11 protein-coding genes and 1 riboswitch are annotated in these 12,049 nt (G+C 71.7%); of the genes, 6 read left to right on the forward strand and 5 right to left on the reverse strand.

Features of this window, described 5'->3' with window-relative positions; genetic code table 11:
• Positions 1-31 precede the first annotated feature (31 nt).
• Genes QSJ60_RS07250 through QSJ60_RS07260 form a run of 3 tightly spaced genes read right to left on the reverse strand, consistent with a single transcriptional unit; the run spans position 32 to position 2,837 of the window.
• Positions 32-961 carry a 1-phosphofructokinase family hexose kinase gene (locus QSJ60_RS07250; RefSeq protein WP_285463147.1) on the reverse strand — a complete coding sequence of 310 codons (930 nt, stop codon included), beginning with the start codon at positions 959-961 and terminating at the stop codon, positions 32-34.
• Entirely contained in the window at positions 958-1,971 is a 1,014-nt protein-coding gene (locus QSJ60_RS07255) for an ROK family protein (protein WP_285463148.1), read from the reverse strand. Before QSJ60_RS07255 ends, QSJ60_RS07250 begins: the two co-directional genes overlap by 4 nt.
• Positions 1,968-2,837 (reverse strand): SIS domain-containing protein, encoded by an 870-nt coding sequence (locus QSJ60_RS07260; RefSeq protein WP_285465276.1) that lies wholly within the window; start codon positions 2,835-2,837, stop codon positions 1,968-1,970. Before QSJ60_RS07260 ends, QSJ60_RS07255 begins: the two co-directional genes overlap by 4 nt.
• Positions 2,838-3,233: 396 nt before the next feature.
• On the opposite strand from QSJ60_RS07260, the gene QSJ60_RS07265 reads away from it, so the two are divergent.
• The 3 genes from QSJ60_RS07265 to QSJ60_RS07275 are packed head-to-tail and all read left to right on the forward strand — an operon-like array spanning position 3,234 to position 6,450.
• Positions 3,234-4,478, forward strand: a complete 1,245-nt coding sequence (locus tag QSJ60_RS07265; protein WP_285463149.1) for an extracellular solute-binding protein — start codon at positions 3,234-3,236, stop codon at positions 4,476-4,478.
• A 40-nt stretch (positions 4,479-4,518) separates the two neighbouring features.
• Positions 4,519-5,514 (forward strand): carbohydrate ABC transporter permease, encoded by a 996-nt coding sequence (locus QSJ60_RS07270; protein ID WP_285463150.1) that lies wholly within the window; start codon positions 4,519-4,521, stop codon positions 5,512-5,514.
• A 3-nt stretch (positions 5,515-5,517) separates the two neighbouring features.
• Positions 5,518-6,450 (forward strand): carbohydrate ABC transporter permease, encoded by a 933-nt coding sequence (locus QSJ60_RS07275; RefSeq protein WP_285463151.1) that lies wholly within the window; start codon positions 5,518-5,520, stop codon positions 6,448-6,450.
• Positions 6,451-6,582: 132 nt separating this feature from the next.
• Here QSJ60_RS07275 and QSJ60_RS07280 read toward each other — a convergent pair whose 3' ends face one another.
• The gene (locus QSJ60_RS07280; RefSeq protein WP_285463152.1) at positions 6,583-8,259 is read right to left on the reverse strand and encodes a beta-N-acetylhexosaminidase; all 1,677 of its coding nucleotides are present in this window, start codon (positions 8,257-8,259) and stop codon (positions 6,583-6,585) included.
• A gap of 125 nt (positions 8,260-8,384) precedes the next feature.
• A riboswitch (ZMP/ZTP riboswitch) is annotated at positions 8,385-8,465 on the forward strand.
• A gap of 56 nt (positions 8,466-8,521) precedes the next feature.
• On the opposite strand from QSJ60_RS07280, the gene glyA reads away from it, so the two are divergent.
• A complete protein-coding gene (gene glyA, locus QSJ60_RS07285; RefSeq protein ID WP_189083810.1) occupies positions 8,522-9,811 on the forward strand; it encodes a serine hydroxymethyltransferase in 1,290 nt (429 codons plus the stop codon).
• Between the two features lie 12 nt (positions 9,812-9,823).
• Entirely contained in the window at positions 9,824-10,708 is an 885-nt protein-coding gene (locus QSJ60_RS07290; protein WP_285463153.1) for a bifunctional methylenetetrahydrofolate dehydrogenase/methenyltetrahydrofolate cyclohydrolase, read from the forward strand.
• Positions 10,709-10,874: 166 nt separating this feature from the next.
• Here QSJ60_RS07290 and QSJ60_RS07295 read toward each other — a convergent pair whose 3' ends face one another.
• The gene (locus tag QSJ60_RS07295; RefSeq protein WP_285463154.1) at positions 10,875-11,369 is read right to left on the reverse strand and encodes a DUF4188 domain-containing protein; all 495 of its coding nucleotides are present in this window, start codon (positions 11,367-11,369) and stop codon (positions 10,875-10,877) included.
• Between the two features lie 52 nt (positions 11,370-11,421).
• Between QSJ60_RS07295 and QSJ60_RS07300 the strand changes: the two genes are divergently transcribed.
• Positions 11,422-11,982 (forward strand): TetR/AcrR family transcriptional regulator, encoded by a 561-nt coding sequence (locus tag QSJ60_RS07300; protein WP_285463155.1) that lies wholly within the window; start codon positions 11,422-11,424, stop codon positions 11,980-11,982.
• The last annotated feature ends 67 nt before the right edge of the window (positions 11,983-12,049 follow it).

The following is a 12,049-nucleotide window of genomic DNA, read 5'->3' on the forward strand; positions in this document are numbered from 1 at the left end:
GCGTGGCCTTTCCGGTGGGATGCCGGGAGCGTCAGGCTCCGGCGGGACGGTCGACGAGGAGTCGGTCGGCGAGCTCGGGATGCCGCGGCGAGATGTCGCCGGCACCGGGCGCGAGCACGGCCGCGGCCGACCAGGACGCCGCGGCGACGAGCAGTCGCTCGTCGTCGACGTCCGGGTCGTCGTGGAGCAGGACGGCGGCCGCGGCGACCGCGGCGTCGCCGGCGCCGGTGGGGTTGCCGGCGAGCGGTTCGGGGAGGCGGGCGCGGAGCGGGGCGACGCCGGCGCGGACGAGGACCAGGCCCTCGGCGCCGAGGGAGCAGAGCACGCGCCGGGCGCCGAGCCGGAGCAGTTCGCGGGCGCCCTCGAACGGATCGTCGAGGCCGGTCGCGTCGGCGAGCTCGGCCCGGTTCGGCTTCAGCAGGGCGGCGCCCGCCGACGCGGCAGCGAGCATCGCGGGGCCGGAGACGTCGACGACCGCAGGCACGCCGCGGTCTGCGGCGAGGCTCAGGAGTCGCGGCACGAGCCCGGGATCGGCGCCCCGAGGCAGGCTCCCTGAGACGACGAGCACGCCCGCGCCGAGCAGGGCCGCCTGCACCTCGTCGAGGAGGGCCGCCCACTCGGCGGGGCTCGGACTCGTGCCGCGTTCGTTGAAGATCATCGTGTCGCCGAGCGCCTCGTCGACGATCGCGGCGCTGCGCCGGGTCTCGGCCGCGACGGGCACGAGCCGGTGCGGCACCCCGCTCTCGCGCAGCTCGTTCGCGAACTCCTCGCCGACGGGTCCGCCGGCGGTCGTCACGGCGAGGACTTCGGCGCCCTGCGCGTGCGCCACCCGGGCGACGTTCACGCCCTTGCCGCCGGCGCGGGCGAGCGCGGCGTCGACGCGGTGCGAACCGCCGGGCACGACGCGCTCGGCGCGCCAGGTCAGGTCGAGTGCGGGGTTCGGCGTGACGGTCACGATCATCCGGCGACCTCGGCATCCGCGCGGCCCGTGACATCCGGGTCATCCGCTGCCGTGTCGCCGTCGAGCTCGCGGGCGATGAGCGCGGCGCCCAGGAGTCCGGCGTCCTCGCCGAGCTCCGCGGGGACGAGCTCGGGCCGACGGTGGAAGCTCAACCGGGCGTCGAGCCGATCGCGGAGCGGCCCGAACAGCCCGTCGCCTGCGCGGGACAGCCCGCCGCCGATCACGACCGCGCGCGGCGCCAGCACGGCGGTGAGCTGGGCGATCGAGAAGGCGAGCGCGTCGAGGGCCTCCGACCAGACCGCGGATGCCTCGGCGTCGCCGTCGGCCGCCAGCGCGAGCACCTCGCGGGCGCCGTCCACTGCGCGTCCGGAGCGCTCGGCGTAGTGCCGGGCGATGGCGCCGGCCGAGGCGATCGCTTCGAGGCAGCCCATCGCGCCGCAGGCGCAGCGCGGGGAGTCGGCGACGGGGGAGTGCCCGATCTCGCCCGCGTAGCCCCCGGCGGTGTGCGGGCGGCCGTCGAGGATCAGCGATCCGGCGATGCCGGTGCCGATGACGAGCACGACGACGTCGTCGAAGGCGCGGGCGGCGCCGAGCCGGTGCTCGGCCCAGCTCGCGGCGCGGACGTCGTGGTCGAAGGCGACGGGCAGGCCGATCTCGCGGGAGGCGAGCGCCCGGATCGGGGCGTCCGCCCAGCCCAGGTTGCTCGCGAAGACGCCGACGCCGCGCTCGGCGTCGACGATGCCCGGCACGACGACGCCCGCGGCGACCGGCTCGACCTCGGGGAACCGTGCGCGCAGCTCACGGGAGAGCTCGCCGAGCCGGCGCGTCACCGAGGCGGCGGTGCGCCCGTGCTCGAGCGGCGTCGGGGTGCGGCTGAGGCCGAGCACGCGCCCGGCGTCGTCGAAGAGCGCCGCCTTGATGTCGGTCCCGCCGACGTCGAAGGCGAGCACCGCCGGACCGGTGCCCACTGGGGCCGGCCCGACGGCGGGAAGGTCGGAGGATCGGTTCACGGATTCAGGATGACCGATCGCGAGAGGTTCCGGGGGCTGTCGGGGTCGAGTCCCTTGGCGCGGGCACGGGCGAGGGCGACGCGCTGGGCCCGGACGAGGTCGGCCATCGGGTCGAGCGTGCTCGTCTCGAAGCGGGCGCCGGTCGCGGCGACGTCGGCGGCGAGACCCTCCGGCGCCGGCCCGAACTGCCAGGTGACCCGGCCGGGCGCGGCGATCGCGATCGGCCCGTGGCGGTACTCCATCGACGGGTACGACTCGGTCCAGGACTGGGAGGCCTCGCGCATCTTCAGTGCGGCCTCGTGGGCGAGTCCGACGGTCCAGCCGCGGCCGAGGTAGCTGAACTGCTCGGCGTCGACGAGGGCGGGGTCGAGCTCGGCGGAGACGGCGGCCGAGGCATCCGCGATCGCACCGTCGAGGTCCTCGCCGAGGCTCGCGCGGAAGAGCGCGAGTGCGGTGGTCGCGAAGCGGGTCTGCACGACGGACTGCTCGTCGGCGAAGGGCAGGAGCACGGCGTCGTCGACGAGCGAGACGAGCGGGGAGTCGGCGTCGCCGATGACGCCGATCGTGCGCACCCGGCCGCGGAGGCCCTCGACGAGCTCGAGCACCTCGGTCGTCGTGCCGGAGCGGGTGAGCGCGACGACCGCGTCGTAGCCCCGGTCGATGAACGCTTCGGATGCCGCGAACGCGTCGGTCTCGCCCTGGCCCCCGCGCTCGCGGAGGGCGGCGTAGGACTGGGCCATGAACCACGAGGTGCCGCAGCCGACGACGGCGATCCGCGCACCCGCCGCGGGCAGCAGCGCCTGCTCGGCGCGGAGGCCGGCGGCGCGCGCCCAGGTCTCCGGCTGCGAGGCGAGTTCGGCGGCCATGTGCGCTCCGCCGGCGGGCTGGGGGGTGGTGGGGTCGGTCACCGTGTCGCTCCTCCGTGGTCGGTCGTCGGCCCTGCTCCTTCAGCACGGCTGACGACGCATCAATGCTCGCGGATGATCGTTTCATGCATCTTGCAATCATGTCAATGCAAGCAGTACTGGTGTTGTGGCCGAATGAGACGGTATGTATAGTTTCCGAACAAATTCGGATAACGATCCGGGGACGCCTCTTGACGGGCGCTGACGGCCGCGGCCATCATTTCGAGCACCGTCTGGGCGAAACTGATCGGTTCTCCGGAGGGACATTCACCACCCGTCATCCGACGGACTGAATGCACGCACTGTCGCGTGAAGCGTTCTGCGGCTGTGCACCACCAACACAGTGAGGAAGCACACATGAAGAAGTCCCACCGGTTCGGCGCGATCGCGCTGGCCGCCGCGGCGACGCTGACGCTCGCCTCGTGCGGCTTCGGCGGCGGTTCGAGCGGGGGCGACGCCTCCGGCAAGACCACCCTGAACCTGCTCGTGCCGAGCTACTCCGACAACACCCAGGGCCTCTGGGAGGACGTCATCTCGGGCTTCGAGAAGGCCAACCCCGACATCGCGGTCGAGCTCGAGGTCCAGTCCTGGGACAACCTCGAGTCGGTCATCGCCACGAAGATCCAGGGTGGAGAGGCGCCCGACATCTACAACGGCGGCCCCTTCGCCGGCTTCGCGGCCGACGATCTGCTCTACCCGGCCAAGGACGTCGTCTCGTCCGACACGTACTCCGACTTCCAGGACGCGTTCCTCGCGAACGCCGAGGTCGACGGCACCGCCTACGCGCTGCCGCTCATCGCCTCGGCGCGCGCGCTGTTCGTGAACAACGCTCTGCTCGCGCAGGCCGGTGTGGCCGCCCCGCCGAAGACCTGGGACGAGCTCCTCGACGCGGCGACGAAGGTCTCCGCGCTCGGCGGCGGCGTCGCCGGCTACGGCATGCCGCTCGGCTCGGAAGAGGCGCAGGCCGAGGCGGCCGTGTGGCTGTGGGGCGGCGGCGGCAGCTTCGGCGACGCGTCCGAGATCACGGTCGACGACCCGGCCAACCTGCCGGGCGCCGAGCAGATCAAGAAGATGATCGACGCGGGCGCCACGCAGGCCGACCCGGGCTCGACGAACCGTTCGCCGCTCATGGACATCTTCGTCCAGGGCAAGATCGGCATGCAGGTCGGCCTCCCGCCGACCGTCGGCCAGATCGCGGAGAACAACCCCGAGCTCGACTACTCGATCGTGCCGATCCCGACCAAGGACGGCTCGGCGTTCACCCTCGGCGTCATGGACCAGCTGATGGCGTTCAAGAACGACGACAGCAAGAAGGACGCCATCACGAAGTTCTTCGACTACTACTACTCGGCCGACGTGTACGTGCCGTGGGTGCAGACGGAGGGCTTCCTGCCCGTCACGAAGTCGGGCGCCGAGGCACTCTCGGGCGAGGAAGCGCTGAAGCCGTTCCTCGACGTGCTGCCGGACGCGCAGTTCTACCCGTCGACGAACCCGAAGTGGTCCGCCACGGACGGTGCGTTCAAGTCGCTCTTCGGTCAGATCCAGACGAAGCCGGCGCAGGACGTCCTGACCGAGATCCAGGCGCAGGCCGACGCGGGCTGAGCCCCGACTCACCACGGAAGGGTTCGGTGACCACCGCACCATGAGCTCCACAACCGATACGTCATCGAACCCCGCGGGGGCGGCCTCGGGCCGCCCCCGCCCCGGGGGAACGGGCCGCGCGGGAAACGCCCCGGGCGGCGCCGCCCGCGGCAAGCCGGGCGGGCGCGACCTCGTCAAGGCGCTGCCCTGGATCGCCCCCGCGCTCGCCCTCATCCTCGGCGTCGTGCTGTTCCCCGCCGGGGTCATGTTCTTCAACTCGACCCGGGACATCTCGCAGTCCGGCGTGGACAAGGGGTCCGTCGGCTTCGACAACTACGTCGAGGTGTTCTCCTTCCCGTACTTCTGGCCGATCTTCCTGCGCACGATCGTGTGGGTCGTCGTGGTCGTCGTGTTCACCGTGCTGATCTCGCTCGGCATCGCGCAGATCCTGAACAAGGCGTTCCCCGGCCGGCGGATCGTCCGCCTCGTCGTGATCATCCCGTGGGCGGCCTCGGTCGTCATGACGACGATGGTCGTCTACTACGGGCTCGAGCCGTACTTCGGCGTGATCAACAAGTTCCTCGTGGACGTCGGGCTCATCGACACCCCCGAGGGCTACGGCTGGACCCGCAACCCCACGACGGCCTTCATCTGGTCGATCGTGATCGCGATCTTCGTGTCCCTCCCGTTCACGACCTACACGATCCTCGCCGGCCTCGCCACGGTGCCGAGCGACACGATCGAGGCCGCGAAGATGGACGGCGCGAGCCCCGCCCGCACCTACTTCACCGTGGTGCTGCCGCAGCTGCGCGGCGCGCTCTCGGTCGCCGTGCTGATCAACATCATCAACGTGTTCAACTCGCTGCCGATCCTGAAGGTGATGACCGGATCGATCCCCGGCTACGACGCGGACACGATCATGACGATGATCTTCAAATACATCCAGAACCAGCACAAGGTCGACGTCGCCTCAGCGCTCTCGGTCGTCGCCTTCCTCATCGTCATCGTGATCGTCGCGGTGTACGTGAAGGTCGTCAAGCCCACCAGGGAGGTCTGAGCGATGACCGTCACCGAAACCCGCGCCATGCTCTCCGTCGACGCCGAGCGCTCGCCCGGCGGCCGCGACCGGGGGCCCGCGCGCAAGCGCCGCTACACCGAGGACCAGGTGCCGCTCGGCCGCGTGCTGCTGCGCATGCTCGCCGGCCTCGTGGTGCTCGCGATCTTCATCCTCCCGTACACGATCATGTTCTTCGGCTCCGTGAAGACGAAGGCGCAGATCCGCTCGGTCGATCCCACCTACTTCCCCACGGAGTGGCACTGGGAGAACTACCTCAACATGTGGTCGACCCCCGAGACGCCGCTGCCGCAGAACCTGATCTCGACCATCGTGATCTCGGTGTTCGCGACGCTGCTCGTGCTGCTCGTGGCGCTGCCCGCCGCGTACTACACCGCGAGGTTCCGCTTCCCCGGGCGGATGGTGTTCCTCTTCCTGGTGATCGTCACGCAGATGCTGCAGCCCGCGGTGCTCACCTCCGGACTGTTCCGGCAGTTCGCGACGCTCGGGCTGATCGACACCTGGGCGGCGATGATCTTCATCAACGCGGCGTTCAACTTGTCGTTCGCGGTGTGGATCATGCACTCCTTCTTCGCGGGCATCCCGAAGGAGGTCGACGAGGCGGCCCAGATCGACGGCGCGGGCCGGCTGACGGTGCTGTTCCGGATCAACCTGCCGCTCGTCTGGCCGGGCATCGTGACCGCGATCGTGTTCACCTTCGTGGCGTGCTGGAACGAGTTCGCGGCGTCGCTCGTGATCCTCTCGACGGCGGGCAACCAGCCGCTCTCGGTCGCGCTCACGAAGTTCGTCGGCCAGTACGAGACGAGCTGGCAGTACGTGTTCGGCGTCTCGATCGTCGCGATCGTGCCGGTCGTCATCCTGTTCATGCTCATCGAGAAGCGCCTCGTCGGCGGCCTCACGGCCGGCAGCGTGAAGTAGGCGCGGCGCGGCGCGGCTGGTCCCGCGCCCGCGCGGAGGAGATTCGCACGGAGGGAGGATGAATCGGCCAGATTCATCCTCCCTCCGCGTCATCCCAGGCGAGCCCGCACCGGCCGAGCGGCGGCGCCGCCCTCAGTCGCGCCAGGGCACCTCGGGCATGCGGTGGTACGGCACCGACATCGCCTCCAGGCGCTCGCCGTAGCCGGCGACGGCGCCGAAGAACGCGGCCTCGTCGCGTCCGTCGGGCGCGGCCGGCGACCAGGCGATCTCGGCGATCGCGAGGATGCGCGGGAACGCCATGAACTCGACCTCGTCGAGGGTGCGCATCGTCTCGGTCCAGATCGGCGCCTCGACGCCGAGGATGTCGTCGTCGCCGACACCGGGGACGATCGCCGCCGGATCCCAGCCGTACGCCTCGGCGAGCGAGGTGTCGCCGTCGGCCCAGTCCTGGCCGAGCTCGCGGCCCTCGAAGCTCGGCGCGTCGGGGTAGACCATGTCGAGGTAGGCGACGTCGGCGGGGGAGAAGACGATGCGGCCGCCCTGGTCGAGGAACGAGCGCACGTCGGCCTCGGAGCCGGTCTCCTCGCGCGGGGTCGCGTAGTCCCAGTACTGCCCGACGGTGCCGGGAGGCAGCTCCGGCGAGGCGCCGAGCTCGTGCCAGCCGATGATCGTCTTGCCGGTGGCGGCGCCCGCCGAGGTCATCCGGCGCACGAGGTCGAGGTAGTCGGCCTCGCTCGTGGCGAGCGATTCGTCGCCGCCGAGGTGGATCCACGGGCCGGGGGTGAGCTCGGCGAGCTCGCGGGTGACGTCGGCGAGGAAGCGGTCGGTGGCCTCGGCGCGCTCGGGGGCCGCGCAGAGGGAGGAGAAGCCGACCTCGACTCCTTCGTACGGGGCCGGCGCGACGCCGTCGCAGTTCAGCTCGGGGTAGGCGCTGAGGGCCGCGTTGGTGTGCCCCGGCAGGTCGACCTCAGGCACGATCGTCACGTGCCGCTCGGCCGCGTAGGCGACGAGGCGGCGGAAATCGTCCTTCGTGTAGAAGCCGCCGCCGTCGCCGCCCGTCGAGGTGGACGCGCCGATGCCGGTGAGCTCCGGCCAGGCGTCGATCTGCAGCCGCCATCCCTGGTCGTCGGTGAGGTGCAGGTGCAGCACGTTGAGCTTCAGCATCGCGAGCTGGTCGACGTAGCGCTCGACGTCGCCGACGGGCAGGAAGTGCCGGGCGACGTCGAGCATCGCGCCCCGGTAGGCGAAGCGCGGGGCATCGTCGATGCGCACGGCGGGTGCGGTCCAGCCGCCCTCCGGCGTGCGCGCTGCCTGGGCCGCTTCGCCCGAGGACAGGATCGCGGCCGGCAGCAGCTGCAGCAGGCTCCGGCTCGCCCAGAACGCGCCGGCCGGGCTCGCCGCCTCGATGCGGGCGCCGTCGGCGCCGGTGGTGAGCCGGTACGCCTCGGCGGCGGGCGCGGCGGGGACGGATGCCTCGGCCGCCCCGGCCTCGACGGCGATCAGGACATCGGCCGGGCCTGCCTCGTCCTCGCTGCCGGCCACGACCGGCACCTCGGCGCCGGTGGCGAGGCGCAGTTGGGCGGCGAGCAGCGCGGGGGCGGTGCCGGCGTCGCCGACGACGAGCACCCGGCTCGTGTCGTCGAGGCGGAACGGCTCGGCGTCGAGCTGCTCGAAGGAGGCCGGGGCGGGGATGATGCGGGGCACGTCGGCTCCGTTCGGCTGCGGCGCGCAGCCGGCCAGAACGACCGAGCCGAGCGCGATGGACAGGGCGGCGGCGAGGAGGCGGGCGGTGCGGGCGGCGATGCTCATGCGCGGTTTCCTCGTCGTCGAGCGGTCGGTGCGACCATTTGTGAGGGATCTTTACTCCCGCGCCCCATCCTGCCACGACGTCGCCATTCGCAACACCCGCGGTGAGGTGGCATCCATTGCTATGCTTGCTCCGTCGCGACTGGCGTTGAGATGGTCACCATCGGGGAGCGACTGGCACGCATCGACCGCACGCCTGGGCCGGTACGGATGCCTCGTGGCGCGAGTCGCGCGAGGCAGCACCCTCGTTTGGTCCGTACCTGTCATGAAGGAGCCAGTCTTGGCCGAATCCGTCTTCAACGCCCCGCTGTCCGAGGTTGATCCCGAGATCGCCGAGGTGCTCGAGCTCGAGCTCGGTCGCCAGCGCGACTACCTCGAGATGATCGCGAGCGAGAACTTCGTTCCCGTCTCGGTGCTGCAGTCCCAGGGCTCCGTGCTCACGAACAAGTACGCCGAGGGCTACCCGGGCCGCCGCTACTACGGCGGCTGCGAGTTCGTCGACATCGCCGAGTCGCTCGCGATCGAGCGGGCGAAGAGCCTCTTCGGGGCCGAGTACGCCAACGTCCAGCCGCACTCGGGCGCGAGCGCCAACGCCGCCGTGCTCGGCGCGATCGCGACCCCGGGCGACACCATCCTCGGCCTCGAGCTGGCCCACGGCGGCCACCTCACCCACGGCATGAAGCTGAACTTCTCGGGCAAGCTCTACAACGCCGTCTCCTACGGCGTCGACCCCGAGACGTTCCGCGTCGACCTGAACGTCGTCCGCGAGAAGGCGCTCGAGCACAAGCCGCAGGTCATCATCGCCGGCTGGTCCGCGTACCCCCGCCACCTCGACTTCGCCGCGTTCCGCGAGATCGCCGACGAGGTCGGCGCCAAGCTCTGGGTCGACATGGCGCACTTCGCCGGCCTCGTCGCCGCTGGCCTGCACCCCTCGCCCGTGCCCTACGCCGACGTGGTGTCCTCGACGGTGCACAAGACCATCGGCGGCCCGCGCTCGGGCTTCATCCTCTCGCGCGACACCGAGCTCGCGAAGAAGCTGAACTCCAACGTGTTCCCCGGCCAGCAGGGCGGCCCGCTCATGCACGTCATCGCGGCCAAGGCGACGGCGTTCAAGATCGCCGCCTCCGCGGACTTCAAGGACCGTCAGGAGCGCACCCTGCGCGGCGCGGCGATCCTCGCCGACCGTCTCACCGCCGACGACTCGCGCGCCGCGGGCATCGACGTGCTCACGGGCGGCACCGATGTGCACCTCGTGCTCGCCGACCTGCGCAACTCGAAGATCAACGGCCAGGAGGCCGAGGACCTGCTGCACGAGGCGCTCATCACCGTCAACCGCAACGCCGTGCCGTTCGACCCGCGCCCGCCGATGGTCACCTCGGGCCTGCGCATCGGTACGCCGGCGCTCGCGACCCGCGGCTTCGGCGACGCCGAGTTCACCGAGGTCGCCGACGTCATCGCCGAGGTCCTCATGGGCGGCGCCGACGTCGCCGCGCTGCGCGAGCGGGTGCAGAAGCTCACCGCCGCGTTCCCGCTGTACCCCGGCCTGCAGCAGTAAGGACGCACCCGGATGACCGCCATCACCCTCGACGGCGTCGCGACCGCGGCTGCCGTGAAGTCCGAGCTGGCCGGCCGCATCGCGAGCCTGCGCAGTCACGGGATCGTGCCGGGCCTCGGCACGCTCCTCGTCGGCGACGACCCCGGCTCGCGCTCGTACGTTGCGGGCAAGCACCGCGACTGCGCCGAGGTCGGGATCGAATCGATCCGCATCGACCTGCCCGCCTCGGCGACGCAGGCCGACGTGATGGCGGCCATCCGGGACCTCAACCACGCCCCCGAGGTCACCGGGTACATCGTGCAGCTGCCGCTCCCGGCCGGCCTCGACGAGCACGCCGCGCTCGAGGCGATCGACCCGGGCAAGGACGCCGACGGCCTGCACCCGACCAATCTCGGCCGGCTCGTGCTCGGCATTGAGGGCGAGCTCGCTTCGCCCCTGCCCTGCACACCGGCCGGGATCGTCGAGATGCTGCACCGCTACGAGGTGCCGATCCGCGGGCGTCACGTGACCGTCATCGGTCGCGGGCTCACCGTGGGTCGGCCGCTCGGGCTGCTGTTCACCCGCAAAGGACTCGACGCCACGGTGACGCTCACGCACTCCCGCACGAGCGACCTCGCCGCCGAGGTGCGTCGCGCCGACATCGTCGTCGCGGCGGTCGGGGTGCCGCACCTCGTGCAGCCGGACTGGATCAAGCCCGGCGCCGCCGTGCTCGACGTCGGCATCACCCGGGTCCAGGACGAGGAGACCGGCAAGGGCCGGCTGACGGGCGATGTCGACCCGGCGGTCGCCGAGGTCGCGGGGCACCAGTCGCCGAACCCGGGCGGGGTCGGCCCGATGACCCGGGCCATGCTGCTCGCGAATGTCGTGAAGGCCGCCGAACTGCGTCTCGCCGGCTGAGCCCGGAGCGCTGGGCCCACGGCGGTTCGCTGAGCCCGCGGCGGATCGCTGCGCCTGTCGAAGCGCCTCGTGGTTCGCTGAGCCCGTCGAAGCGCCTCGTGGTTCGCTGAGCCCGTCGAAGCGTCGAGCCCGTCGAAGCGTCGAGCCCGTCGAAGCGCCCCCGGACTCAGGCCGCCCGCTGCCCCGAACGCCCGAGCCGCTGCTTCGCCGTGTTCTGCCCAGGTCCGACGGGCACGTGCGCGGTCGCCTTGGCGAGCCCGAACGCGGGCATGTCGGCGTAGACTGCCTCGGCGTCCGCGACGGGCACTTCGTACGTCTCGTGCCACACGCCCACGTGGCCGGTGCCGAGCGCCGTGCGCATGAACTCGCGCCAGGGCTCGAGGTGCGGCGCGTCGCGGTCGGCGGCGAAGCGCTGCAGGTGCTCGGGGCTCTCCCAGTACGAGAGCAGGATGGTCGTTCGGCCGACCCAGCTCTCGAAGCCGAGCATGCCCGCCTCGGTGTGTGTGGCGAGGTGGCGGAGCATGCGCGGCATCTGCTTCGCGACCCGCTGCACCCGGGGTACGCGCCACCAGCGGTTCGCGCGCATGCCGATGAGGAACACCGTGATCGTCTCCCGCTCGGGCGCGGCCGTGTACCGCCCCGGGAACACCGTTCGAGTCATCCCACGCCTCCATAACGTCGTTACAAAACGATGTTATGACTAGACTGGCGACATGGCAAGACCCCCCGTGTACGACGACGCGCTCCGCGAGCGGCTGCTCGAGGTCACCGCCGAGATCGTCGCCCGCGACGGGGCGTCCCGCGCGGCCCTCCGCGACATCGCGAGCGCTGCCGGCACCTCGACGTCGGCCGTGTACGCCCTGTTCGGCGGCAAGGGCGAGCTCCTGGCCGCCGTCATCGAACACGGCTTCGCCTCCTTCGCGGCGGCCCAGCAGGAGGCCGCCCCGGACGGCCTGCGCGCGCTCGGCGTCGCCTACCGCGAGTGGGCCCTCGGGCATCCGGCGCTCTACCGCTTGATGTTCGGGGGAGCGCTCGAGTCCGTGGCCGACTGCGAACCCGACCCGGCCTCGGCATCCGCCTCCCTCGCCCCGCTGCAGGCGGCGATCGCCGGCCGCGGCGCCGCCGAGGTCGGGGTGAGCGTCGTCGCCGTCTGGGCGCAGGTGCACGGTGCGGTGAGCCTCGAACTCACCGGGATGGCCGGGCACGGCACGTCCTGGGAGGAGGTCTACGACGCCGTGCTCGACGCGGTCGAGCGGAGCCTGCCGACGGGCTGAGGGCGCGCTTCGACGAGCTCAGCGAACCAGGCGCTTCGACGAGCTCAGCGAACCAGGCGCTTCGACG

Source organism: Agromyces sp. NBRC 114283 (assembly GCF_030268405.1).
Classification (GTDB): domain Bacteria; phylum Actinomycetota; class Actinomycetes; order Actinomycetales; family Microbacteriaceae; genus Agromyces; species Agromyces mediolanus.